Origin of the sequence: Promicromonospora sp. NPDC050262, assembly GCF_040655935.1 — a bacterium.
In the GTDB taxonomy this organism is placed as follows: Bacteria; Actinomycetota; Actinomycetes; order Actinomycetales; family Cellulomonadaceae; genus Promicromonospora.
Map to the genome: position 1 here is coordinate 143,567 of NZ_JBFAKX010000006.1, position 24,603 is coordinate 168,169.

Below are 24,603 nucleotides of genomic sequence, written 5' to 3' on the forward strand. Positions count from 1 at the left end.
CCGCCCGCCCACGACGCTGCACCTGAGGTGAGCATGGATTACGAGAGCCCCCTGCTGAGCCGGCGCGGCGCGGTCGCCGCCGCCGGGCCCGACGCCGGGGTCGCCTGGCACTACGGCGACCCGACGGCGGAGCAGCGCGCGCTGTCGCGCGGCGGCGCCGTGGTCGACCAGTCCCACCTCGGGATCGTCCGCGTCGCCGGCCCCGACAGGCTGAGCTGGCTGCACTCGATCACGTCCCAGCAGCTCGACGGCCTGGCGCCCCGGACCAGCACCGAGCTCCTGGTGCTGTCGCCGCAGGGCCACGTCGAGCACGCCGCGGGCGTGGTGGACGACGGCGAGGCCACCTGGCTGATCACCGAGCGCGAGTCGGCGCCCGCCCTGGCCGGCTGGCTCGACCGCATGAAGTTCATGCTCCGCGTCGAGATCACGGACGCCACCGACGAGTGGGCGGCGATCGGCGAGCCCGTGGCCGCGGAGGGCGCCGAGGGCGAGCCGGTGACCTGGCACGACGCCTGGCCGAACGTCGTGGGCGGTGGCACGCGCTACGGGCCGGCCGAGAGCGAGCACCCCGGCGCGATGCGGCCCTGGCGGCTCGTGCTGGTGCCGCGCGCCGAGCTGGAGGCCCAGGTCGCCGCCCGCGAGGCCGCGGGCTGGCCGCTGGCCGGCACCTGGGCCACCGAGGCCCTGCGGGTCGAGGCCTGGCGTCCGCGGCTCGCCCGCGAGGTCGACGGCCGCACCATCCCGCACGAGCTCGACTGGCTGCGCACCGCCGTCCACATCAACAAGGGCTGCTACCGCGGCCAGGAGACGGTCGCGCGCGTGCACAACCTCGGCCGCCCGCCGCGCCGGCTCGTCATGCTGCACCTCGACGGTTCGCAGCACCTGCTCCCGGAGGCCGGCGCCGAGGTGCGCCTGCCGGCGTCGGACGGCGCACCGGGCAAGGTCGTGGGGACGCTGACCTCGATGGCGCGCCACCACGAGCTGGGCCCGATCGGCCTGGCCGTGCTCAAGCGGAACGTCCCGGAGGACACCGAGCTCATCGTGTCCGGCGAGGTCTCGGGGCAGGGCATCGAGGTGTCGGCGGCGCAGGAGATCGTGGTGCCCGGCGACGGCATGTCGGTGGACCGCCCGGAGTCCCACGGCCCGCTCACCCCGGGCCTGCGCGGCCCGGCCAGCCTCATCTGACGCACGCGTGAGGGCGGATGGCAGGATGCCACCGTGACCTCACTGCCCGGCCCTGCCGACGAGATGTGGCGCAAGGCCATGCGCACGCTCATGCTGCGCACCCGGCTGCGGCAGGGCTGGACCCGTGCGCGGGCGAGCCTCATCCCGATCGCGCAGGCGTCGCTCGCCGCCGGTGTCGCGTACCTGATCGCGCGCTACGTGCTGGGGCACGAGCAGCCGTTCTTCGCGCCGGTCGCGGCGTGGGTGCTGCTCGGGTTCACCGCGCAGCGGGACGTGCGCCGGGTCTCCGAGATGGCCGTGGGCGTGGCGGTCGGCGTCGCCATGGGCGACCTGATCGTGCACCTGATCGGCTCGGGCTGGTGGCAGCTCAGCCTGGTGCTGTTCATCTCAGCCGTCGCCGCGCGGTTCATCGACCGGGGCGCGCTCCTGGTCACGCAGGCCGGCGTCCAGGCGATCATCGTGGTGGGCCTGCCCCAGGTCTCCGGCGGGCCGCTCGGCCGGTGGACCGACGCCCTGGTCGGCGGCGCCGTCGCGCTCATGGTGGCGCTGCTCACGCCTGGCGACACCCGGCGGCGTCCGCGGGCGCTCGCCGAGCAGGCGGTGACCGAGCTCGCAGAGACCCTGGAGACGCTCGCCCGCGGCCTGCGCTCGGACGACGCGGACGACGTCCGGGCGGCCCTCGTGCGCGGGCGCGCCTCGGAGCCGGTGCTCGCGGAGTGGCAGGAGGCCGCGCGCGACGCGCGCGAGCTGGCGCGGATCTCCGTGGGGCGGATCCACCGCGGCGAGCTCGCGCGGCTGGAGGACCAGGCGGTGCTCGTGGACCGGACGATGCGGTCGGTGCGTGTGCTGGCTCGCCGTGTGCTCCCGGTGGTCGAGGGGGAGCACGACGTGCGGCCGGTCGCCGGGCTGGTCGAGGGCTTCGCGTCGGGTGTGCGGCTCCTCGCCTCCGACGTCGGCTCCGGGGGCGACGCCGCACGGGCGCGCGAGGTGCTGACCACCGTGGCCGCCCAGGTGGACCCGCGGACCGTGGGCGAGGGCGACTGGCAGGTGCAGTCCCTCGTGATGCTGCTGCGCTCGCCCGTGGTCGACACGCTGGAGGCCACGGGGGCTACCCCGGGCGAGGCGCGCGCGGCGCTGCCCGAGCTGTAGGCGCCTGTCCACAGGTTGTGCACAGAACTTGTTGTCGTCAGGTACTTGATCAGATACAGTAGTTGGCGTGATAGACCCCTTCGCCGCCGACCTCCTGCGCGGGCACACCGACACGATCGTGCTCGGCGTGCTGCGCGTCCGGGATCGCTACGGCTTCGAGATCTACAAGCAGATCCGCGACGCGACCGGCGGCGACCACGAGATCAAGGAGGCCACGCTCTACGCGGCCTACCGGCGGCTCGTGAAGGACGGCCTGGTCGAGGCCTACTGGGGCGACGAGTCCCAGGGCGGACGCCGCAAGTACTACCGCATCACCGACGCGGGGCGTGCCGTGTACCGGCGCAACGTGGACGCGTGGGTGGCCACGCGACGCACCATCGACTCCCTCCTCGACCTGAAAGGTTCCTGATGACGAACACCTCGGTGCACCGCCTGCTGGACGAAGCCTTCGCGGGCATCCCGACCACCCCCGACGTGCAGGACCTCAAGGAGGAGATCCGCGCGAACCTCTTGGACCGTGTGGCCGAGCTGACCGCCGGCGGCGTGGCACCCGACGACGCCGCGCGGCGCGCGGTCGCCGAGCTCGGCGACGTGCGCGCGCTGGTCGACGAGGCGGACGCGGGCCCGCGCGCGGCGGAGCGGCCAGCGCCGTCCGCGTTCGAGCTGATGACTCGGAACCGGGTGCCGGCGTCCGGGGCGTTTGTCGCGGCGGTGGTGCTGATGTCGATCGTGCTGGCGGCGAGCGTGGTGGGCACCGTGTTCGCCGCCGTCGGCTACGCGCACCGGGACCTCGGGCCCCTGCTGCCCACGGTGCTCGCGCTCGTCGCCGGGTGCGCGCTCGGCTGGATCGTGGGCGGCTCGCTGAGCCAGGAGACAACGGCCAGCCACCCGGTGCCCCGCCGGCGTGCCGCGCTGTTCGGCGTCGGCTGGGGGCTGGTGCTGGTAGGGGTGCTGCTCGCCCTGGTGCACCTGTTCGGCGGGACGAACGGGTGGCTCGTCCTGGACGGGCTCGTGCTTGTGGCGGGCGTGGTGCTGCTCTCGTGGCTCGCCGCGACGACCACCAACCGGAAGAAGCAGTGGGCGCTCGCGGAGGAGTCCGTGCACGCGCATGCCGGCACCCGGTTCGACCGCGACCCAGCGGCCGCCGCGCGGTTCGGCATCTACACCGTCGTGGTGTGGAGCCTGACCGGCGTCGCCGCGCTCGTCGTGGGCACCACTGTGAGCTGGTCCTGGGTCTGGCTGCCCGGCGTGCTCGGCTGGGTGGTGTTCATGCTGATGCTCGCCACCATGCTGTTCGGGGCCAGGCACGAGGACGACGCGCGCCAGGCCGGCTGAGTCGTCCGGACCAGGCGAGACGCCGCCCCGGTTGCCGTAGGCTCGTCCTGTGTTCGGAGCTCTCCAAACGTTCGTCTTCATCGTGCTGGGCGTCATCGTCTTCGCGGCCCAGGTCATCGCCCTGGTCGACGCGATCCGTCGTCCCGCCCACGCCTACACGTCCGAGGGCAAGCTCTCGAAGCCGATCTGGCTCGCGATCCTCGGCGTGGCCGCCGTCTTCGGACTCCTGGGGCTGCCGCCGAGCTTCATCACGGCCAGCTCCTTCCTGAACGTGATCGCGGTGGTCCCGGCCATCGTCTACTGGGCCGACGTGCGCCCCCGCCTGCAGCCGTACGGCACGGGCAACAAGCCGCGCGGTCCGCAGGGCGGATGGTGACGGCGCCCATGGCGGTCGGCCGTGCGGCGTCGACGTCGGGCGCGGTGTTCGACGACGCCGCGCCGCTGGCCGAGGTGATCCGCGGCGACCTCGTGGAGTCGGTGCACCTGGGGCACCTCGTGGTGCTCGACCCGTCCGGGCGGCCGGTGCTCCAGGTGGGGAACCCGACCACGCCGGTCTGGCCGCGGTCGTCGCTCAAGCCGCTGCAGCTCCTCGCGATGCTGCGCGCGGGCCTGGAGCTGCCGGACCGCCTGCTCGCGCTGGCTTCGGCGAGCCACAACGGCGAGCAGTTCCACCTGGAGGGCGTGCTCCAGATCCTGGGCTCCGTGGGCCTGGGCTCGGGCGCGCTCCAGAACACGCCCGACCTGCCGCTCTACCCGCCGGCCGCGCTCGAGTGGCACGTCGCGCCCCACAACGGCGGGCCGGGTCCGGCGCCGCTCGCGCAGAACTGCTCCGGCAAGCACGCGGCGATGCTCGCGACCTGCCTGACGCAAGGCTGGGACATCGAGACGTACCTGTCGCCCGAGCACCCGCTGCAGCGGGCCGTGCGCAGCACCATCCTCGAGATGACCGGCGACGCCGAGCTCGTCATGCACACCACCGTCGACGGCTGCGGGGCGCCCCTGTTCTCCACGACGCTGCTCGGCCTGGCGCGCGCCTTCTCGACCCTGGGCGCCGCGCCGACGGAGGACGTCCGCTCGCACGAGGCGCGGGCCGCCCGCGCGATCTCCGCGCACCCCGACATGGTGGGCGGCACGGGCCGCGACGTCACGCTCGCCATGCAGGCCGTGCCGGGCCTGGTCGCCAAGGACGGCGCCGAGGGCGTCTACGCCGCCGGGCTGCCCGACGGCTCCGCGATCGCGTTCAAGGTGCTCGACGGCTCCGCCCGGGCGCGTCCCGCGATCCTCGCGGCCGCGCTGCGCGCCGCGGGCGCCGCGGGCCTGCCCGGGGTGTACCCCGGCGGTCTGGACGGGCTCGGCCGCGTGCCGGTGCTCGGCGGCGGCCGGCCGGTCGGCGAGGTCCGGGCCGTCTTCGCCGACCAGTACGCGGAGGGCCGCCGGTGAGGGCGGTGCTCCAGCGCGTCACCCGCGCGTCCGTGGTGGTCGACGGCGAGGTGGTGGGCGCCATCGACAAGCCCGGCATCCTGGCCCTGGTCGGCGTCACGCACGACGACGGCCCGGCCCAGGTCGAGACCATCGCCCGCAAGATCGCCGACCTGCGCATCCTCCAGGACGAGCAGTCGGTGGCCGACATCGGTGCGCCGGTGCTCGTGGTCAGCCAGTTCACGCTCTACGGCGACGCCCGCAAGGGGCGCCGCCCCACGTGGAACCAGGCGGCGCCCGGGCCGGTCGCCGAACCGCTCGTGGACGCCGTCGTGGCCGCGCTGCGGGAGCGCGGGCTGACGGTCGAGACCGGCCGGTTCGGCGCCGACATGCAGGTGGAGCTGGTCAACGACGGTCCGGTGACCGTCCTCCTGGAGGCCTGAGGCCTACCCGCGCAGTGCCAGCACCGCCAGCTCCGTGCGGGAGCGCACCCCGAGCTTGCGGAAGACCCGCCCCAGGTGCACCTCCACGGTGCGGACCGACACGTAGAGGTTCGCGGCGACCTGCCGGTTGGTCCGGCCCTGCACCACGAGCCGCGCGACGTCCAGCTCCCGCTCGGTGAGCAGCTCGGTCCACTGCCCGCACAGCTCCTCCCCGGCGTCGACGACCGGCTCGCCCGGTGCCTCGGTCGGCACCGGCCTCGCCGGTTCCCGCCGCGGCCGGCCGACGTCGGGCCGTGGGGGAGCCTCGGCGGCGCGACCGTCGCCGGGCGCCGGGCCTGCCTGGCCCGGCGCCTCGCGGACGAACCCCGGCGTGGTGAGCGCCTGCTCGGCGATGTGCTCCCACGCCTTGGCGCCGGACTCCTCGAACAGCTCGTGGGCGCCGAGCAGGTGCGCGGCGGCGTCGCCGGGCAGGCCCAGACGCGCGAAGGAGCGGGCTGCGACCAGCTCCGTGAGACCCCGCTCGAACGTGGAGCCCACGCGCAGCGACGCCTCCACGGCGCGCTCGCGCGCCCGGTTCACGCCGGACGCGTCGGCGAGCGCGAGCTCGGCGCGCGCCAGGTCGAGCCGGCGGCGCCGCATGGGGCCGCCCGAGAAGCCGCCGCCCGACATGCCGGGCCCGGCGAGCCCGGGACCGGTGTGGCCGGCGTGCCCGGTCCCGGTGTGGCCGGCCCCGGTCGGATAGCCGCCGCCCGGGTCGGAGCCCACGGACGGCAGCACGCGGAGCCGCAGGCGTTCGTGCGAACGGCGCGCGGCCCGGTCCTGCCCGGCGAGCACCAGCAGCTCCACCGGGTCGGGCGTGGGCAGCCAGAGGCGGCGCAGCTCGTCGCCGCCGCGCTCGGCCGCGAGCCCGAGCAGGGTCGCGGCCTCCACCCAGCGCCCGTCGAAGACGGCGGTCTGGGCCCGGTCGCCGAGGGTGGCCGCCCGCACCACCGGCGCGACCTGGCCGGGCACCGACGCCTCCAGCGCGGTGGTCGCCCGGCGCAGGTGTCCGTCCCGGACCAGGTCGAGGCGGCGTGCGAGCGCGATCCCGAGGCCGCCGAAGGCGAGGGCCACGGGCAGGCGCTCGACGGCGTCGTCGAGCACCGAGGCCGCCTCGGTGATGTTGCCGAGCCGCAGCGCCAGGTACGACTGCGCCACCCGGAGGTGCGCCTCGGCGAGCGGCGTCAGGGCCTCGTCCGGACCGTCGAACCACCAGCCCGGCTGGCGTGCCGGGGCCAGCTCGGCCACCTCCGACAGGATCGCGGCGGCCTCGCCGGGCGCGCCGTCGAGCAGGCGGATCGTCTTGCGGGCGGCGGCGATCGCGGCGCGGTCGGGTCCGGCGGCGTCCTCGGGGACGACGGCGTCGGGCCGGCCGTCGAGGAGGGCCAGCGCGATGCCGAGCGAGCGGGCGGCGTCGGGCACGCCGGCCGCGGACGAGCCGGCGTCCGAGGGACTGGTCGCGCGGCGGAGGTACACGACGGCGTCGTGCACGTGGCCCGCCCACAGCGCCGCCCGCCCGGCCACCGCGAAGGCGCGTGACCGCACCCGGTCGGTGCCGTGGCTCGCGGCCTCGCGCGCCACCTCGTGCGCGCGGTGGACGTCGCCGCGCGCGAGGTGCTGCTCGGCGAGCTCGACCAGGCCGTCCGCGAGCAGCGGGTCGCCCGCGAGCGTGCTCAGGGCCGTGTGCCACATCGCGATGAGCGGCTCGTCGGCCTTGCGGTGCACCTCGGCGAGCGCGACGTGCGCGGCGGTGCGGGAGGCGAGGTCGGCGTCGTCGTGCACCACCGACCGGACGCGTGGATGGTGGAAGCGGAACCGGCCGCCCACGAGATGGAGGTGGCGGCCGGCGGGGCCGGCCATGAGGGTGTCGATGTCTGTGCCCGACGCGGCGAGCAACAGCTCGGTGCGGTCCACCACGGCGACTGCGGCGACGAGCAGCACACGGCGTGCGTCGTCGTCGAGGCCGAGCGGGCCTACGGCCTCGCGGACCGCACGTGCGGCAGGCAGCGGGTCCGGCATCAGCGCCGTACCCACCAGATGCTCCTCGTCGAGCATCCGTGCTGTCTGGTCCACACATCCAGGTTCGTCACCCACCACACGCGTGAGCTCGCACGCGACGTGAGGGGCCACGGTGCGGTCACCGAGGGGGAGCGGAAAAACGACTTGCTGCGGCAGCGCGGTCATCGTCGAGCCTCCCGGATTCGTTCACGGTGCTCGCAAGTATGACCTCCACACGTTTCACCCGCATCAACCTGAGCGTGCGACTTTTGCTGCGATGTGGCCCCGGTCCTGGGATCCTGCCCCTCCTCGTGCCGCCCGGGTACCTGATACCGCACGAAGTTGTTTCGGTGGCGAAGGTTTCACACCGAAACAACCCGGCGTCGACCGTCCCGTATCACTACGTAGTCCCACCGTGTGGAATCCCCTTATTTCCCGTTAACGCAGGTTTCCTTACTTTTAACGGAGCGTGACCAGCGCGACCACCGTTGCCGGATCGACGACCGGACCAGAGAGGGAAGACGATGGACTCGACGTACCAACCGCTATCAGGTGCCAGTAAGACCACCCGACGAATACTCGCGGGGGTGGCCGCCCTCGCGGTGGCAGCTTCCGCCGCCGTGGCGGGCGTGGGCCTGCGGGACGCGAACGCGGCCGAGGCCGAGGCCGCCGGTGCGAGCACCTCGGCCATCAACGGCTTCCGCAGCGTCGGCTACTTCACGCAGTGGGGCGTGTACGGGCGCGGCTACCAGGTCAAGCAGATCGACACGTCCGGCGTGGCCGACGAGCTGACCCACATCAACTACGCGTTCGCCAACATCCACCACCAGAACCTCGAGTGCTTCGAGGCCAACAAGGCGCAGGGCGAGGGGCCCAACGGGTCCGACGGCGCGGGCGACGCCTGGGCCGACTACGGCATGGGCTACACGGCGGCCAACTCGGTGTCCGGCGCCGCCGACACCTGGGACCAGCCCCTGGCCGGGTCGTTCAACCAGCTCAAGCAGCTCAAGGCCAAGCACCCGGACCTCAAGGTCCTGATGTCGATCGGCGGCTGGACCTGGTCCAAGAACTTCTCGCTGGCGGCCGCGACGGACGCCTCGCGCGAGAAGTTCGTGTCGAGCTGCGTGAACATGTTCATCAAGGGCAACCTGCCGGTGATCGACGGCCGCGGTGGCACCGGCGCCGCCGCCGGCGTCTTCGACGGGTTCGACATCGACTGGGAGTGGCCCGGCTCGCAGAACGGCAACGTGGGCAACCACGTCGACGAGGTCAACGACGCGCGCAACTTCAAGCTGCTGCTCGCCGAGTTCCGCGAGCAGCTCGACGCACTCGGCGCGACGACGGGCAAGGACTACGAGCTCTCCGCGTTCCTGCCCGCCAACCCGGCCGACATCGAGGACGGCGGCTGGAACGACCCGGCGATCTTCGACTACCTCGACTTCGGCAACGTCCAGGGCTACGACCTGCACGGCGCGTGGGACCCGGCGCTCACCGGCCACCAGGGCAACCTCTACCACGACCCCGCCGACCCGCGGGAGGAGGCCCGGCAGTTCAGCGCGGACCTCGCCGTGCGGACCTACACCGACGCCGGGATCGACCCCGCGCAGCTCGGCCTCGGCCTCGCGATGTACGGCCGCGGCTGGACCGGTGCGACGTCGTCCGCGGCGTGGGGCACCGCGACCGGTGCCGCTCCCGGCCAGTGGGAGGCCGGCATCAACGACTACGACGTGATCAAGAACGTGGGCACGGGGTACTACGACGCGAACCTCGGCGCCGCCTGGCGGCACGACGGCAACACGTGGTGGTCCTACGACAACGACCAGTCGGTCGCCAAGAAGGCGCAGTACATCCGGTCCGAGGGGCTCGGCGGCGCCATGTGGTGGGACCTCTCGGGTGACCGCTCCGGCGCGCTGACCGGCGCGCTGTGGAACGTGCTCGGTTCCGGCACCCCGGGTCCCGTGGAGGGCGGCGGCGGTCCGACCGACCCGACCGACCCGCCGACGGATCCCACCGACCCGCCGACCGACCCGCCGACCGACCCGCCGGGCGACGCCTGCACCTCGGCCGCCTGGACCGCGTCCTCCGTCTACGTGGGCGGCAACACCGTCTCGCACGGCGGCCACGAGTGGCGCGCCAAGTGGTGGACCCAGGGCGAGACGCCCGGGACCACGGGCGAGTGGGGCGTGTGGCAGGACCTGGGCGCTTGCTGACCCGAGGCGCACCGAGGTGCCCTGAGGCACGCTGACGGAGAACCCTGGCGGGACGGACCGGTCCCGCCGGGGTTCTCCTGTGTCCGGGGGTGCAAGGATCCCGGCACCCGCGACAGAGTGAGGTCGTGGACGACAGCCCCGGCGCCCCGCACGACGAACCGCCGCAGCACGACGAAGCCTGGTTCGGCGCGCTCTTCGACGCGCACTCGCGCGCCCTCTACTCCTACTTCGTGCGCCGGCTGCCCGACGGCGGCCGCGCCTCCGACGCCGAGGACCTCGCCGCCGAGGTGCTCGCCACCGCGTGGCGCCGGCGCGACGACGTGCCCGACGCCGCGGCGCTGCCCTGGCTCTACCGCACCGCCGGCTACGTGCTGGCGAACCACCGGCGCAAGATGCGCGCCCTGCCGGTCGCGATCGTTCCCGACGAGCCCGACGACGTGGACCCCGCGACGCTCGCCGTCGACGACGACGCCGTGCGCCAGGTCCTGTCCCGGCTGTCCGCGCGCGACCGGCGCATCCTCCTGCTCGTCGCCTGGGACGGGCTGTCGGGCGACGACCTCGCCCAGGTGCTGGGCGTCTCCCGCGGCGGCGCAGACGCCGCGCTGTCCCGTGCCCGGGCCCGCCTGCGCGACGCGTGGGACGCGCACGAGCAAGCGGTGGACGCATGAGCACATGTAGAGGGTGTGGACGGCGCGGAGCCGGGCACGGCACGGAGGGACAGCGATGAACGAGCACCAGCGACCGGAGGACCCGGCGTTCGATCGCCTGACGGCGGCGGACCCCGCGAAGCGTGCGCCCGAACCGGTCGAGGGCGTGCTCCGGGCCAAGGTCGACGCGCTGATCTCGGGGTCGGGGTCCGGGGCTGGGCCCGGGTCGGGGCGGGAGACCGCCGGTCGAGAGCCCGTCGGGACGACGCGCGTGGACGAGGTCGCCGTGCGACGGCACCGCCGTCGGACGCCGTGGCTGGTCGCCGCCGCCGTGGCGGGAATCGTCGCGGCGGGCGGCGGCGGTTACCTGGCGGGCGAGTCCGGGCCGGAGACGGCCACCACGGCGAAGGACGTCGGCGCGGCGGCCGAGTCCGCGCCCGACTCCGACTCCGGGTCCGGCGAGGCGGAGTCCCGGACGGACGACGAGCCGACCTCGGTCCTGGGGGCGCCCGAGGAGCCCGCGACCGAGGGGGTGCAGCCGCTCGACGCGGGCGGCGACCTGGCTTCCGCGACGAGGCTCGTGTTCCACGCGGGCGTGGGGCTCACGGACACGCCGCGGACGGCGGAGGTGCGCTCGGCCGACGGCACGAGCCTGGGCACGTACCCGGTGGTCAGCGAGGAGGCGGCCGTGGAGCGCCTGGGTGACCCGCGGTTCGCGCCGGCGGCGCGGGGGGCCGGGCAGCCCGGGTCGGACGGCGACGCCTCCGCGGAGGCGCCCGCCCCCGGCGGGCCGATCGCGTGGCCCGTGGAGGACGTCACGATCGTGTCGGCGGTCCTCACGGAGGTGCGCTACACCCTGCCGGACGGCGCCGTGCTGCTGGTCCCTGCGTACGACCTGTCGGACGCCGCGGGCAGCAGCTGGACCGTCATCGCGGTGGACGAGGAGCTCCTCGACTTCACGCCGTGACGCGACTGCCCGGCGGGCGTCGTAGGGTCGGGCACGCAGGGACCCGTCCGAGGTCACAACGCGATCTTCAAGGAGTGCACCATGCCAGCACGTACCGCTCGCACCGCCTGGAACGGCACCTTCCAGGAGGGGTCGGGCCAGGTCGAGCTCTCGTCGTCCGGCGTCGGCACGTACGACGTGTCGTTCCCGGCGCGCGCTGCCGACGAGGCCAACGGGGTCACGAGCCCCGAGGAGCTCCTCGCGGCCTCGCACTCGTCGTGCTTCACGATGGCCTTCACGAACGAGCTGGGCCAGGCCGGCGCCACGCCGGAGCAGATCGAGGTCACGGCCGTGGTCACGCTCGGCCCGGACCCGGCCGGCGGCCTCTACATCAGCAGGAGCGCGCTGACGGTGCGCGGGTTCGCCACCGGCATCGACGAGGAGGGCTTCATCGCCGCGGCGAAGGCCGCCAAGGTCGGCTGCCCGATCTCGAAGGCGCTGACCGGCGTCGGCCAGATCACGCTCGACGTCACCTTCGAGGGCTGAGCAGGGCGTTCACGGGCGCGCCACGCGCCCGTGAACGCCTGACGCGATCTGCCGCCCCGTGGTGCGAGAATCGCGGGGTGCCACCTCAGACCCACGACGACGCCCGACCCCTGAACGGCATGAACGACAAGGGCCACACCGCCGACGACGCCGAGGCCGCCCGCACCGCGCGCGAGCAGGCCGAGGCCCGCGCTGCCGAGGACGCGGAGCGCCGCCGCGCCGAGAGCGAGGAGCGGCGCAAGGCCGCACGCCGCGAGGCGGACCACGCCGCGGAGGCCGCCCGCGAGGCGGTCGCCGACGCGCTGCGCACCGTCGTGGGCGGCGACGTCGACACCGGCACGCGCCGCCGCGCGGAGTACTCCACGGACGCGTCGAACTACCGCGTGGTCCCCGAGGGCGTGGTCTTCCCGGAGAGCACCGACGACGTCGTCGCGGCGCTCGGGGCGCTGCGCGAGCTGGCGGTGCCGGTCACGGCCCGCGGCGCCGGCACGTCGGTCGCGGGCAACTCCGTGGGTCCCGGCGTGGTGCTCGACCTGGGCCGGCACCTGAACCAGGTGCTCGCGATCGACCCCGAGCGCGGCACGGCCCGCGTGCAGCCGGGCACGATCATGTCCACCCTCCAGGCGGCGGCCAAGCCGCACGGGCTGCGGTTCGGGCCCGACCCGAGCACCCAGAACCGGGCCACTGTCGGCGGCATGATCGGCAACAACGCCTGCGGCCCGCACGCGGTCGCGTACGGCCGCACGGCCGACAACGTCGTCTCGCTCGACGTGGTCGACGGCGCCGGGCGGCGGTTCACCGCGGGCTCGGGCGACCCGGAGTTCGCCGACGTGCCCGGCCTCAAGGAGCTGGTCCGGGAGAACCTCGCGCTGATCCGCACGGAGTTCGGCCGCTTCGGCCGCCAGGTGTCCGGCTACTCGCTGGAGCACCTCCTGCCGGAGAACGGGTCGAACCTCGCCCGCGCGCTCGTGGGCACGGAGGGCACGCTCGTCACGGTCCTCGAGGCGGAGCTGAACCTGGTCGAGGTGCCGGGCGCGCCCACGCTCGTCGTCCTCGGCTACCCGGACATGGCCACGGCCGCCGACGACGTCCCGCGGCTCCTGGACCACAAGCCGCTCGCCATCGAGGGGCTCGACGCGCGGCTGGTCGACGTCGTGCGCCGCGCCAAGGGCGCCACGTCCGTCCCGCCCCTGCCCGGCGCGGGCGACCCGAACGTCACGGGCTGGCTCATGATCGAGGTCGGCGGCTCGTCGCAGGCCGAGGCGCTGGGCCGGGCGGACGCGATCGTCGAGGCGTCGACGGCGCTCGACACCGCCGTGCTGCCGGCCGGGCCGGACGCCACCAAGATGTGGCAGATCCGGGCCGACGGCGCGGGGCTCGCCGGCCGCACGCCCGCCGGGGAGCAGGCGTGGCCCGGCTGGGAGGACTCCGCGGTGCCGCCGGAGAAGCTCGGGCCCTACCTGCGCGACCTGCAGGCGCTGATGGACCGCTACGGCGTGGACGGGCTGCCCTACGGGCACTTCGGCGACGGCTGCGTGCACCTGCGCATCGACATCCCGCTGGAGACGTCGGGCTCGGTGCTGCGCACCTTCATGATGGAGGCCGCGGAGCTCGTGGCCCGGTACGGCGGGTCGCTGTCCGGCGAGCACGGCGACGGCCGGGCCCGCTCGGAGCTGCTGCCCCTGATCTACTCGCCCGAGGCGATCGCCCTGATGGAGCGGTTCAAGGCCCTGTTCGACCCGAAGGACCTGCTCAACCCGGGCGTCGTCGTGCGGCCGCGGGCCGTGGACGACGACCTGCGTCGTCCGGCCGCCGCGGCCGTGCGTACCAAGCTGCCGCTGGTCGGCAAGGGCTCGGGGCACGGCGTGCGGCGCAAGTCCGGGTACGAGGGTTTCTCGTTCGCGCACGACCACAACGACCTGACCACGGCCGTGCACCGCTGCGTGGGCGTGGGCAAGTGCCGGGCCGACAACTCGGCGGCCGGCGGCTTCATGTGCCCCAGCTACCAGGCCACGAAGGACGAGAAGGACGTGACCCGCGGGCGGGCCCGCGTGCTGCAGGAGGCGGTGAACGGCACCCTGGTCGGCGGCCTCGCCGCGCCCGAGGTCCGGGAGTCGCTGGACCTGTGCCTGTCCTGCAAGGCCTGCTCCAGCGACTGCCCGGCGGGCGTGGACATGGCGCAGTACAAGTCGGAGGTCCTGTACCGGACCTACCGCGGCAAGCTGCGGCCCGTGGACCACTACGCCCTGGGCTGGCTGCCGCGCTGGGCGCGCCTCGCGGGCGCGGTCCCCGAGCTGGTCAACGCCCTGCTGGGCGTGCGGTGGATCGGCAAGGCGGTGCTGTGGGCGGGCGGCATGGACACCCGCCGGTCGATGCCCAGGTTCGCCGAGGTGCCGTTCCGCCAGTGGTGGGCGCGCGGCGGCGCGACGCACGGCGTGCCCGGGCTGCCGGTCACGGGCGAGCCGGGGCACGAGGGTAGGACGGCGGCGCGGCTCGCGACCAAGCCCAAGGTGGTCCTATGGACCGACTCGTTCAGCGACGCGCTCTCGCCCACGGTCCCGCAGGCGGCCCTGAAGGTGCTGACCTCCGCGGGGTTCGACGTCATCGTGCCGGACGAGCAGGCCTGCTGCGGCCTGACCTGGATCTCGACCGGCCAGCTCGACGGCGCCCGGCGCCGCCTGCTCAAGCTGCTGGAGGTGCTGGGGCCGTACGCGGTGAACGGCATCCCGATCATGGGGCTGGAGCCGTCCTGCACGGCGGTGCTGCGCTCCGACCTGATCGACCTGTTCCCGGACGACCCGCGCGCGCAGGCCGTGGCCCGCATGACGCGGACGGCGGCCGAGCTGCTGACCTCGGACGACACCCCGGACGAGTGGGAGCTGCCCTCGCTGGCCGACGTGTCGGCCGTGGTGCAGCCGCACTGCCACCAGCACTCCGTGATGGGGTACGAGGCGGACCAGGCGCTGCTGGAGCAGGGTGGCGCGCAGATCGAGGTGCTGGCGGGCTGCTGCGGCCTGGCCGGCAACTTCGGCATGCAGAAGGGGCACTACGAGACATCGGTGGCGGTCGCGGAGAACGCGCTGCTGCCCGCCCTGCGCGCCGCCGCCCCCGGCACCACCTACCTGGCCGACGGCTTCTCGTGCCGCACCCAGGCGCTCGACCTGATGGGCGTCGAGGGCAAGTCGCTGCTGGAGGTCATCGCCGACCGGCTGTAGGCCCTACTCCAGCCACTCCGTCTCGAACCGGTCGTTGGCGTGGATGTGCACCGCCTCGTAGAGGTCCGCGCCGAGGGTCCGGAACTTGTGCGGCACCATCGCCTCGACCACGAGGATCTGGCCGCCCACGGCCTCGAACTCGTTGCCGTCCACGGTGAACAGCGCCCGGCCGGACCGGATCACGAACGTCTCGGAGTAGGGGTGCCGGTGCAGCCGGGGGCCGGTGCCGTCCTCGGCCACCCGCTCGAAGATGACGGACACCTCGGACCCGTGGAGGTAACCCTCGAAGTTCCCGTACGGCAGCGTCGCCTGCTCGATCGCCTGAAGAGTCATGCTCCTCAGACTGGCGGGCGCGCCGCCGGGCGGCAACCAGTTTCGTCGGACGCCGAACCGGGGCCGGAGGGGAGAATGCGGCCATGGAGTTCCAGGACGTCGTCCGCACGCGCCGGATGCACCGCAAGTTCACCGCCGAACCCGTCCCGGCGCAGGCCGTGGACCGGATCACCCGCAACGCCGTCCGCGCCCCGAGCGCGGGGTTCAGCCAGGGCTGGGCGTTCGTGGTGCTGGAGGCGCCCGAGGACCGGGACCGGTTCTGGGCGGCGTCCACCCCGGACGACTCGGAGCGCGACATGTCGGCCTGGCTCGACGGCATGCGCACCGCCCCGGTGATCGTGCTGGCGCTCGCGTCCAAGGCCGCCTACCTGCGGCGGTACGCCGAGAAGGACAAGGGTTGGGAGGACCTCGACGAGGCCCGCTGGCCGGTCCCGTTCTGGCACGTCGACGTCGGCATGGCGTCGCTGCTCATGCTGCAGACCGCCGTCGACGAGGGGCTGGGCGCCTGCTTCTTCGGCGTCTCGCCGCGGGAGGTGCCGGCGGTCCGGGCCGAGCTCGGCATCCCGGAGGAGTTCGAGATCACCGGCGTCGTCGCCGTCGGGCACCCGGCAGACGGCGGGGCGAAGGGCTCGCCCACCCGCCGCCGGCGCAAGCCCCTCGACGAGGTGGTGCACCGCGGCGGGTGGTGACCCGGCGTCACGCGGCGTCGAGCCGCGCCCGCACGTCGTCGTCCAGCACCAGGTCCACCGCGCCGAGCGCCTCGTCGAGCTGCGCCACGCTGCTCGCGCCGAACACGGGGACCACCGGCACCTCGCCGCCCAGGAGCCACGCGAGCGCCACCTGGTTGGGCGTCGCGCCGAGCTCGGCGGCGACGGCCCGGAGCTCGGTGATCCGGGCGCGGGACCCCGCGTGGTCCGCCCCGTCGTAGAACGGCTTGTCGTCGCGGCTGAACACGCCCTGGTGCAGCGGTGAGTACGCCAGCACGGTGAGGCCCGGGCGGCCGTCGGCGCCGGTGGACCGGGCGTAGTCGAGCAGCTCGGGCGTGGCCCAGTTGGTCCGGATGGGCTGCGGGCGCGGGTACAGGTAGCTGTGGCACTGCTGCACCGCGCCGTACGGCGCCACTCCCAGCCGCGCGGCGGTCTCCCGCGCCTCGACGACCCGCCACAGGGCGACGTTCGAGATGCCCGGGATGCCCACGATGCCCTCGTCGACCAGCTTGCCGAACGCGCCGACCGTCTCCTCCAGCGGCGTGTCCCGGTCGTCCACGTGCCCGTACAGCAGGTCGATGTGGTCCAGGCCCAGGTGGCGCAGGCTCTCGCGCGCCTCCCGGTCGATCGTCGCGGCGCCCAGGCCCTGGTAGTTGGTGGGCGGCGTCGTCGACAGCGGCAGGGCCGGGTCCTTCCGGGCCGCGCCCAGCTTGGTCGCGATCCGCAGCCCGTCGCGGTTGCCCCGCGCGGCGAGCCAGCGGCCGAGCACGTCCTCGGAGTCGCGCCCGTACCCCTCGCCCCAGGAGTTGTAGTTGTTGGCCGTGTCGAGGAACGTGCCCCCGGCCTCGACGAACCGGTCCAGGATCGCGAACGACGTCTCCTCGTCCGTCCGGGTCCCCATCCACATCGTGCCCAGGCACAGCGTCGACACCTCGAACGACGCGTGCCCGTTGTCCAGCGTGCGGTACCGCATGTCAGCTCCTCTCGTCCCGGGCTCCTGCCCGGCACGCACCACGCTAGGGAGGAATCGGTCTGGTGCTACGGTCCAATGCCATGGCCACGGACCAGACCAATTCTGCCGACGTGCTGATCGCCCCGGTGCCCGGGCCGGGCGCGCTGCGGCACCGGTTGGAGGAGGCGATCCTCGGCGACATAGCCTCCGGCCGCCTGGCCTCCGGCACGGCCCTTCCGCCCAGCCGCACGCTCGCCGACGCCCTCGGCATCTCGCGCTGGGTGGTCACCGAGGCGTACGGGCACCTGGTGGGCAAGGGGGTGCTGGAGGCACGCACGGGGTCCGCGACGCGGGTGGCGGCGGTCGCACCCGTGGCCGACGGCGGGGCGGGCCGGGCGACGGCCGGTCCCGGTCGGGCTTCCCCGCGGCTGGAACGCGCACCCGAGCGCGCGACGCACGACCTCGCCCCCGGCGTGCCCGACCTGCGGCACGTGCCCCGCGACGCCTGGCTCCGCGCGGCCCGCGAGGCGCTCGCGGAGGCGACCAACCAGGACCTGGGCGCGCAGCCGCCCGCCGGGCACCCGGCGGCCCGCGCGGCGGTGGCGACCCACCTGCGGCGCTCCCGGATCGTGTCCGGGCCCGACGACGCCGTGGTGCTCACCCGGGGCGCCGCCGACGGCATGTCCCGGATCGCGGCGGCCCTCGCCGCGGCGGGCCACACGCACCTGCTCGTCGAGGACCCGAGCTGGGCCGCGCTGCGCGACGTCGCCGCCGCGGCGGGCCTCACCCCGGTGCCGGTCCCGGTGGACGACGCCGGGATCTCGCCCGCACGGCTGCGCGCCGAGGCCGCCCGCACGGGGGCCCGCGCCGCGCTGCTCACCCCGGCGCACCAGTTCCCGCTGGGCGCGGCCCTGCCGGACGAGCGGCGCGCGGTGCTGCTCGACTGGGCGCGCGAGGTGGACGGGCTGCTGATCGAGGACGACTACGACGCCGAGTTCCGCTACGACCGCCGGCCCGTGCCCGCGCTCCAGGGGCTCGACCCGGACCGGGTGCTGCTGCTCGGCTCGACGAGCAAGACGCTGGCCCCGGCGTTCGGGATCGGCTGGATGGTGGTCCCGCAGCGTTGGCGCGCCCCGGTGCTGGACGTGTCCGTGCGCCGGGGCCCCGCGCCGGGTCCGGCGACGCTGGACCAGCTCACGCTCGCCCGGTTCGTCGGGGACGGCGCCTACGCGCGGTACCTGCGCGCGGCGCGCACCCGGTACGCCCGACGCCGGGCCGCGCTGCTGGATGCCCTGGACCGCGAGCTGCCCGGCGCGCGGATCGGCGGGATCGCGGCCGGGATGCACGTGACGGTGGACCTGGCCGGGGTGCGGGCCGGGCCGGACGGCGTGGACGCCGCCGACGTCGTGCGCGAGGGGGCGGCCCGGGACGTCGCGCTGGTCGACGTGCGGCGGTACCAGGCAGCACCGTCGGCCCGGTCGACCGTGCTCGTGGTGGGCTACGGGAACCTGGCCGACGCGCGGCTGCCGGAGGCGATCCGGAGCCTGCGGGCGGCCGTCGAGGCGGCCGGAGCCGGCTAGTTCGGCAGCCCGGGCACCTGCGCGCCGACGGCGGCCCGCACCTCGTCCGGGAGCTGCGACCAGTCGTCGGCGGTGTCCAGGTCGACGGCGGTGCCGGGCCGGTCCACGACCCGCGCCGTCAGCCCCCGGGCCTCGGCCTCGGCGAGGTGCGCCGCCAGGGACCCGACGCCGAACCGGAACCGGAAGCCCGGGTCCGCAAAGGGGAGGAGCAGCAGATTGGTGCCCGACCGGTACCGGTCGGTCGCGACCACCACCGGGGCCTCCTCAGTGAGCAGGGCCGCCACGTCCGCTTGGGTCAGGGCCGGGAGGTCGGCGTGGGCGACCAGGAGGCGGGAGCCCTCGCCGCCGACCGCCAGAGTCTCCCGGGCGTGCTCCAGCGCGGCGTTCAGGCCCGGCCGGTCGGCGGGCTGCTCCAGCACCTCGACCGCCAGCCCGGCCAGCGTCTCGCCCGTGAAGACCGGGTCCGCCGTCACCACGACCACCCGGCCGATCCCGTCGGCTGCGAGCAGCGTGGACACCACGTGCCGGGCCAGCACCCGGACCAGACGACGCCGCGCACCGGCGTCGAGCACCGCGGCGAGCCGGGACTTGCCCGAGACGCCGTCGCGCAGGGGCACGACCGCCGTCGTGCCCCCGCCCCGCCTGGGCGAGCTGGTCACGCGAACGCCAGCAGCTCGCGAGCCAGGCGCTCGCGGCCGGGTGGGCCGCCCATGATCGTGTCGGTGACGTGCACCGTCAGGCCGAGGTCGGCGACGGCGCCGGCGAGGTTCGCGTCGCGCTCGTCGATCACCATGACGTCCACGAGGCCCGCGTAGATCCGGGCCACGCCCAGGGCGGAGACCTCGTGCCCCAGCGACTCCAGGATCTGTGCGGCCGGCCCCTTGATCGCCTGGCCGCCCACGATGGGGCTGACCGCCACGCGCCGGCCGGGGGCGTCCGTCAGGGCCTGACGCACCCCCGGCACAGCGAGGAGCGGCTCGATGGACAGGAACGGGTTGGACGGCGCGAGCACCACCAGCTCGGCGGCCAGCGCGCCGAGCACGCCGGGGGCCGGGCGGGCGGCGTCGGCCCCGTCGAAGTGCAGGCCGAGGACGGCGTCCGCGTGCTGCCGCCCCACGAAGTACTCCTGGAAGCCGAGCCGCCCCGACGGGGTGTCGACGAGGGTCGCGAGGCGGTCGTCGGTGGCGGGCAGCACGCGCGGGCGGACGCCCATCGAGGCGGCCAGGTGCGCCGTGACGGCGGACAGTGGCTCGCCCCGGCGCAGCCGCGCCGTCCGCACGATGTGGGTGGCGAGGTCCCGGTCGCCGAGCGTGAACCAGGTGTCCTCGCCCAGGTCCTTCAGCGCCGTCAGGGTCGCGTAGGACTCGCCGCGCAGACCCCAGCCGCGCTCCTCGTCGTTGAGCTCGGCGAGGGTGTAGAGGACGGTGTCGATGTCGGGGGAGATGTCGAGGCCGTGCAGCTCGGTGTCGTCGCCGACGTTCACGACGACGGTGAGGGCCGAGGCCGGCTTTCCGGTGGGTGCCGCGCCGAGCGCGAGATCGAGGCCGTGCGCGAGCCGCGCACCGCCGACCCCGCCGGCGAGGAGGGTGACGTTCACGCGTCGAGCCTACGTGCGCGTCGTACCGGTCAGTACCTCCCGTACCCGTCCGGAGGGGGCAGGATGGGTGCATGGCTGTCTTCGCGTTCTCCGTAGCCCCCATGACCGCAGGCGAGTCCGTCGCCGACCAGGTCGCCGAGGCCGTCCGCATCGTCCGGGAGTCCGGGCTCCCCAACCGGACCACCTCGATGTTCACCGAGATCGAAGGGTCCTGGGACGAGGTGATGCCGGTGATCCAGCGCGCGACCGACTCCGTCGCGCGCGGCGGGCACCGGGTGTCCCTCGTCATCAAGGCCGACATCCGGCCGGGTGCCGCCGCCGGGCAGATCGACAGCAAGATCGCCCGGGTCGAGGAGCGGCTGGCCGCCGACGAGTCGGAGACCGGCCACTCCTGAGGCGCGCGGGGCCGCGCGGCGTCGGGCGGCGTCAGCCCAGCAGCATGACGAGCGCCAGGGCCACCATCAGGCCCGACGACGCCAGCGCCGTGCCCAGCCGGCCGCGCGGCCCGGACAGGACCCGGCCCAGCAGCGTGCCGCCGAGGGCCAGCACGAGCTGCCACGACGCCGACGCCAGGAACGCGGCGACCCCGAACACGACGGCGGCGACCGGCGCGGCGCCGGTCGCCGCGGCGTCGGGCAGCAGCGCGCCGCCGGTGACGACCACGGCGAAGAACACGACGGTGCCGGGGTTGATCGCGGTGATCGCGACGAACCTGCCGAAGGCGCGCGGCGCGCTGAGCGGGTCGGTGCGCGCCTCGCCGTCCGACGCCGCCCGCTCGCGCCAGGCGGTCCACGCGCCGTGGGCGGCCAGCACCACGAGCACGACGGCGGAGGCGACCCGGAGCGGACCGGCGACGGGTCGCACGAGGTCGGCGACGACTGTGCCGAACAGGCCGGTGACCAGGGCGTAGGCGCCGTCGACGGTCGCGATCCCGAGGGCTCCGGCCACGCCGACCCGCCACGGGTGCCGGGCGGCCAGCCCCACGAGGTACGACGCGACGGGCCCCACCGGCAGCGCGACGGCGTACCCGGCGACGAGGCCGGCGAGCAGGACGGGCCACAGCGTGGGCGCGGCGCTCGTCATGGCCCGGGACCCTAGACGTGACAGGACCCCGGGACAAGTCTCACTACACCTTCACCCCCGTGTTTCCGGACACTTGCCACCGGCCTTTAGGCTAAGGCGGACCGATGCCGCAGGACCCTGGGAGATCACGAGATGCCATTGTTCGAGGTCGATACCCAACGGCCACTCCTCGTGACGTCGGCCAACGGCCCGGACGGCTCCGAACCCGGCCTGAAGACCACGGCCAACCAGGTCGTCGACTCCCACATCGACGGGCTCCTCGGTGAAGAGGTCTTCCCGATCGCGCAGGGCTCCGGCCCGGACGAGCCGCACCTGCTCGCCCTCGACGCGTCGGGCTCGCCCGTCGTCGTGGAGCTCGTGGCCGACCTCGACCGGGAGAACCTCGCCAAGGCGCTCGACCACGCCGGAGCCGCCGGCCGGCTGACCCGCGCCGAGCTCGCGGCGCGCTACCGCGGCGGGGCCAGCTCGTTCCAGCACGACGTCGCCGCCTTCTACGACAGCGTGCCGATCACCCGCACGCAGGCCGGCAAGAACGGCGGCGGGGGCGCGCGGCTCATCATCATCTGCCAGAACGCGCCCGACGAGATCCTCAACGCCGTCGACTTCCTGCGGCAGCCCTCGATGCCCGTCGAGGTGCTGAAGATGGGCGTCGTGAACTCGAACGACGGCCGCAAGTTCCTCGACGTGTCGCCGCTCGTCGTGCACCTGCCACCCGGCCTGCCGGCCCCGAAGTCGGCGCCGATCGGCGGCACCATCACGAGCTCGATGAAGGGCTCGGTCAGCACGTCGATGGACACGGGCGTCACCGGCGGCGTGACCGGCGGGTCCTCGGCGCCCAAGGACGCCTTCGAGGAGGGTGTGAAGGTCGGCTACGCCCTCACGGGCAAGATGCCGGTCGTCGCCCAGGCCCCGCAGGCCCGGTCCGAGCGCCCCGCGCCGCCCAAGCCGCCCGTGGCCGACGGACCGTCGTCCGGCCCGACCAACGCGGCGACCGGCCTCCGGTCGAGCCTCCGCGGGGGCGCGTCCGAGCGCGCCGCCGGCACCCGCGCGGGTCGCCGCGCGCAGGCCGCGGCCTCGTCCGAGGTCCCGCCCGCCCCGTCGGCACCGGCCGTACCGGCGCCCCCCGCCCCGCCCGGGCCGAGCGCCGCCGCTCCGTCGAGCTCCCCGGTCTCCCGGGTGCGCCCGGGCGCGGAGTCCCGTCCGACGCCGAGCACCCCGCCGCGCCTCGCCGCGAGCCGGTCCTCCCTGGGCGGGGCGAGCACGCCGGCCCGCGCCGAGGTCCCCGCCGAGCCGGCACCCGCTCCGGCACCCGCCCCCTCGGTGCGGCGCCGCTCGCGCACCGACCGGTTCGCGGCCTCCAGCCAGCCGGACGAGCCGGCAGCGGGCTACCCGGCGTCCGGCCCGATGCCGTCCGCCGACGCGCCCTACGCGCCGCCTCCCGTGCCGCAGCCGGCCGAGGAGAACCTCTGGCAGCCCGCGCCGTACGACGAGGCGCCCGCCTACGCGGTCCCGGCCGAGCCCGAGACGCCGGACTTCGAGATCACCCGGCCCCGCTACGAGCGCGAGCCCGCCTACCAGTCCGAGTCGTCCTTCGCGCCCGCGTCCGCCGCGCCCGCCTACGACTACTCCGCCGAGGCCTCCGGCTACGGCGACCAGGGCGGTTACGGCTACGGCGAGCAGCCCGGCTACCAGTCGCCCTACGCCGACGGCGCGGCCCCGGTCGTGGTGGAGCAGAGCCCGTGGGAGTCCGGCGGCTACCTCGCCGGCCCGGACGACGGCTACGGGCAGACGTCGTTCGCCGCCGACCCGTACCCGTCGAGCGCCCCCGAGGCGCCGGCCCGTCCGGTGCCGCCGGGCGAGAGCATCCGGGCCAGCACCCCGATGCTGTTCGAGGAGGAGGACGACCCCGACCTGGAGGCGCTGGCCCGCAGCATCGGCACGCCCACCCGGATCGTGTGGTCGCGTCCGCGACGCAACCAGCACTTCGAGGCGATGCTCCTGCCGGACGGCGCCATCGAGCTGGCCAACGGCGCCCGGTACCGGCACCCGGACTCGGCCGCCACCGCGGCGTCGGGCTCGTACACCGCCGACGGCTGGAGCGTGTGGCGCATCGGCGACACCGGCCCCACCCTCGTGGAGGAGTTCTCCCGCCGGTTCGCCTGACCGGGTGCCGGCCGGGGAGGCCGGTCAGCCCGAGGCACGCACCACGAGCTCGGGCACGAAGGTCGCCGACCCGCCCGTGGTCCCGCCGTCGAGCTCGGCGAGGAGCAGCCGCGCCATCGCGTCGGCCATGTCCTCGACGGGCTGGCGCACGGTGGTGAGCGGGGGATGGGCCTGTGCGGCGACGCTCGAGTCGTCGAACCCCACCACGGCGACGTCCCGGGGCACGTCCCGGCCGGCGGTACGCAGGGCGGTGGAGACGCCGTCCGCCATCAGGTCGTTCGCGGCGAAGACGCCGTCGACGTCGGGCCGGGCGGCCAGCAGCGCGCGGGCCGCGGCCTCGCCGCCCGGGCGCGTGAAGTCGGCGGGGACCACCTCGGGCGCGGGCAGCCCCGCGGCGCGCACCCCGTCCAGGAACCCCCGCAGCCGGTCGTGCCCGAACGGCGCGTCGGCCGGCCCGGCGACCACCGCGAGCCGGGTGCGCCCGGACCCGGCGAGGTGCTCGGCGGCCAGCCGTCCGCCCGCGGCCTGGTCCAGGTCGACCCAGGCGACGTCCGGCACGGTGGTGCGGGTCGAGAGCACCAGCGGCACGGCGAGGCCCGCGAGCCGCGCGGGCAGCGGGTCGGCCGAGCTGGAGGTGATGAGCAGCACGCCGTCGACGTGCCCCTGCCGTACGTACCGCACCACCTGGTCGTGGGCGGGCGGGTCGGCGGGGATGATCGCGAGGTGGATGTCGCGGGGCCGCAGCACCGCCTGCGCCCCGGCTGTCACGCGGCCCACGTACGGGTCGGTGAAGAGGCGTTCGAGGAACGGCAGCGGCGAACGCTGCTCGGGCGGCTCCGACACGACGAGCGCGACGGAGCCCGTGCGGCGGGTCACGAGCGACCGGGCGGCGAGGTTCGGCACGTAGCCGGTCTCGTCGATCGCCCGGCGCACGACCTCGACGATCCCGGGATCGACGCTGGCCACCCCGTTGATCACCCGCGACACGGTCGCGCGCGACACCCCGGCGACGGAGGCCACGACCTCCAAGGTGGGACGGTTCGGCACGAGCCCTTT

The 24,603-nt window shown here is 75.0% G+C and carries 23 protein-coding genes; 16 read left to right on the forward strand and 7 right to left on the reverse strand.

Annotated elements, in window-relative coordinates:
* Positions 1-33: 33 nt before the first annotated feature.
* From AB0I29_RS11745 to dtd, 7 genes are all read left to right on the forward strand, one after another.
* Positions 34-1,185, forward strand: a complete 1,152-nt coding sequence (locus AB0I29_RS11745; RefSeq protein ID WP_285108061.1) for a folate-binding protein — start codon at positions 34-36, stop codon at positions 1,183-1,185.
* Between the two features lie 33 nt (positions 1,186-1,218).
* Positions 1,219-2,334: an FUSC family protein gene (locus AB0I29_RS11750; protein ID WP_350224611.1), complete on the forward strand. Its 1,116-nt coding sequence runs from the start codon at positions 1,219-1,221 to the stop codon at positions 2,332-2,334.
* Between the two features lie 67 nt (positions 2,335-2,401).
* Positions 2,402-2,743, forward strand: a complete 342-nt coding sequence (locus tag AB0I29_RS11755; RefSeq protein ID WP_285108063.1) for a PadR family transcriptional regulator — start codon at positions 2,402-2,404, stop codon at positions 2,741-2,743.
* A complete protein-coding gene (locus AB0I29_RS11760) occupies positions 2,743-3,669 on the forward strand; it encodes a permease prefix domain 1-containing protein (protein WP_357481684.1) in 927 nt (308 codons plus the stop codon). The genes AB0I29_RS11755 and AB0I29_RS11760 overlap by 1 nt, the downstream gene beginning before the upstream one ends.
* A 49-nt stretch (positions 3,670-3,718) precedes the next feature.
* A complete protein-coding gene (locus tag AB0I29_RS11765; protein WP_285108066.1) occupies positions 3,719-4,045 on the forward strand; it encodes a DUF2516 family protein in 327 nt (108 codons plus the stop codon).
* A gap of 8 nt (positions 4,046-4,053) precedes the next feature.
* Entirely contained in the window at positions 4,054-5,109 is a 1,056-nt protein-coding gene (locus AB0I29_RS11770) for an asparaginase (RefSeq protein WP_357481687.1), read from the forward strand.
* Complete coding sequence (gene dtd, locus AB0I29_RS11775) at positions 5,106-5,531, forward strand: D-aminoacyl-tRNA deacylase (protein WP_285108070.1); 426 nt, start codon at positions 5,106-5,108, stop codon at positions 5,529-5,531. The genes AB0I29_RS11770 and dtd overlap by 4 nt, the downstream gene beginning before the upstream one ends.
* A gap of 3 nt (positions 5,532-5,534) precedes the next feature.
* Here the strand turns inward: dtd and AB0I29_RS11780 are convergent, their stop codons facing one another.
* Positions 5,535-7,643: a helix-turn-helix transcriptional regulator gene (locus tag AB0I29_RS11780; protein WP_357481689.1), complete on the reverse strand. Its 2,109-nt coding sequence runs from the start codon at positions 7,641-7,643 to the stop codon at positions 5,535-5,537.
* A 512-nt stretch (positions 7,644-8,155) separates the two neighbouring features.
* On the opposite strand from AB0I29_RS11780, the gene AB0I29_RS11785 reads away from it, so the two are divergent.
* From AB0I29_RS11785 to AB0I29_RS11805, 5 genes are all read left to right on the forward strand, one after another.
* Complete coding sequence (locus tag AB0I29_RS11785) at positions 8,156-9,778, forward strand: glycosyl hydrolase family 18 protein (RefSeq protein WP_357481691.1); 1,623 nt, start codon at positions 8,156-8,158, stop codon at positions 9,776-9,778.
* Between the two features lie 125 nt (positions 9,779-9,903).
* Positions 9,904-10,446, forward strand: coding sequence for a sigma-70 family RNA polymerase sigma factor (locus tag AB0I29_RS11790; protein ID WP_357481693.1), 543 nt, complete (start codon positions 9,904-9,906; stop codon positions 10,444-10,446).
* Positions 10,447-10,501: 55 nt separating this feature from the next.
* On the forward strand, positions 10,502-11,392 hold the full coding sequence (locus AB0I29_RS11795) for a hypothetical protein (protein ID WP_357481695.1): 891 nt from the start codon (positions 10,502-10,504) through the stop codon (positions 11,390-11,392).
* Between the two features lie 81 nt (positions 11,393-11,473).
* On the forward strand, positions 11,474-11,917 hold the full coding sequence (locus AB0I29_RS11800; protein WP_285108080.1) for an OsmC family peroxiredoxin: 444 nt from the start codon (positions 11,474-11,476) through the stop codon (positions 11,915-11,917).
* 119 nt (positions 11,918-12,036) lie between these two features.
* Positions 12,037-15,132: an FAD-linked oxidase C-terminal domain-containing protein gene (locus tag AB0I29_RS11805; RefSeq protein ID WP_357481868.1), complete on the forward strand. Its 3,096-nt coding sequence runs from the start codon at positions 12,037-12,039 to the stop codon at positions 15,130-15,132.
* A 3-nt stretch (positions 15,133-15,135) separates the two neighbouring features.
* On the opposite strand, the gene AB0I29_RS11810 is transcribed toward AB0I29_RS11805, so the two are convergent.
* A complete protein-coding gene (locus AB0I29_RS11810) occupies positions 15,136-15,465 on the reverse strand; it encodes a cupin domain-containing protein (RefSeq protein ID WP_285108081.1) in 330 nt (109 codons plus the stop codon).
* Positions 15,466-15,548: 83 nt separating this feature from the next.
* On the opposite strand from AB0I29_RS11810, the gene AB0I29_RS11815 reads away from it, so the two are divergent.
* Entirely contained in the window at positions 15,549-16,154 is a 606-nt protein-coding gene (locus AB0I29_RS11815) for a nitroreductase family protein (RefSeq protein ID WP_357481698.1), read from the forward strand.
* Positions 16,155-16,161: 7 nt separating this feature from the next.
* On the opposite strand, the gene AB0I29_RS11820 is transcribed toward AB0I29_RS11815, so the two are convergent.
* A complete protein-coding gene (locus AB0I29_RS11820; RefSeq protein WP_357481700.1) occupies positions 16,162-17,145 on the reverse strand; it encodes an aldo/keto reductase in 984 nt (327 codons plus the stop codon).
* An 80-nt stretch (positions 17,146-17,225) separates the two neighbouring features.
* Here AB0I29_RS11820 and AB0I29_RS11825 point away from each other — a divergent pair, with 80 nt between their 5' ends.
* Complete coding sequence (locus AB0I29_RS11825; RefSeq protein WP_357481702.1) at positions 17,226-18,704, forward strand: PLP-dependent aminotransferase family protein; 1,479 nt, start codon at positions 17,226-17,228, stop codon at positions 18,702-18,704.
* Here AB0I29_RS11825 and cofC read toward each other — a convergent pair.
* Both cofC and cofD read right to left on the reverse strand, forming a co-directional pair.
* Entirely contained in the window at positions 18,701-19,363 is a 663-nt protein-coding gene (cofC, locus tag AB0I29_RS11830) for a 2-phospho-L-lactate guanylyltransferase (RefSeq protein WP_357481704.1), read from the reverse strand. The genes AB0I29_RS11825 and cofC overlap by 4 nt on opposite strands.
* The gene (cofD, locus tag AB0I29_RS11835; protein ID WP_357481706.1) at positions 19,360-20,301 is read right to left on the reverse strand and encodes a 2-phospho-L-lactate transferase; all 942 of its coding nucleotides are present in this window, start codon (positions 20,299-20,301) and stop codon (positions 19,360-19,362) included. Before cofD ends, cofC begins: the two co-directional genes overlap by 4 nt.
* A gap of 71 nt (positions 20,302-20,372) precedes the next feature.
* On the opposite strand from cofD, the gene AB0I29_RS11840 reads away from it, so the two are divergent.
* On the forward strand, positions 20,373-20,696 hold the full coding sequence (locus AB0I29_RS11840; protein WP_020017921.1) for a thiamine-binding protein: 324 nt from the start codon (positions 20,373-20,375) through the stop codon (positions 20,694-20,696).
* Positions 20,697-20,727: 31 nt separating this feature from the next.
* Here AB0I29_RS11840 and AB0I29_RS11845 read toward each other — a convergent pair whose 3' ends face one another.
* Positions 20,728-21,384 carry a LysE family transporter gene (locus AB0I29_RS11845; RefSeq protein WP_357481708.1) on the reverse strand — a complete coding sequence of 219 codons (657 nt, stop codon included), beginning with the start codon at positions 21,382-21,384 and terminating at the stop codon, positions 20,728-20,730.
* Positions 21,385-21,516: 132 nt separating this feature from the next.
* On the opposite strand from AB0I29_RS11845, the gene AB0I29_RS11850 reads away from it, so the two are divergent.
* Positions 21,517-23,547, forward strand: a complete 2,031-nt coding sequence (locus AB0I29_RS11850; RefSeq protein WP_357481710.1) for a hypothetical protein — start codon at positions 21,517-21,519, stop codon at positions 23,545-23,547.
* A gap of 24 nt (positions 23,548-23,571) precedes the next feature.
* Here the strand turns inward: AB0I29_RS11850 and AB0I29_RS11855 are convergent, their stop codons facing one another.
* Complete coding sequence (locus tag AB0I29_RS11855) at positions 23,572-24,594, reverse strand: LacI family DNA-binding transcriptional regulator (RefSeq protein ID WP_357481712.1); 1,023 nt, start codon at positions 24,592-24,594, stop codon at positions 23,572-23,574.
* Between the last annotated feature and the right edge of the window lie 9 nt (positions 24,595-24,603).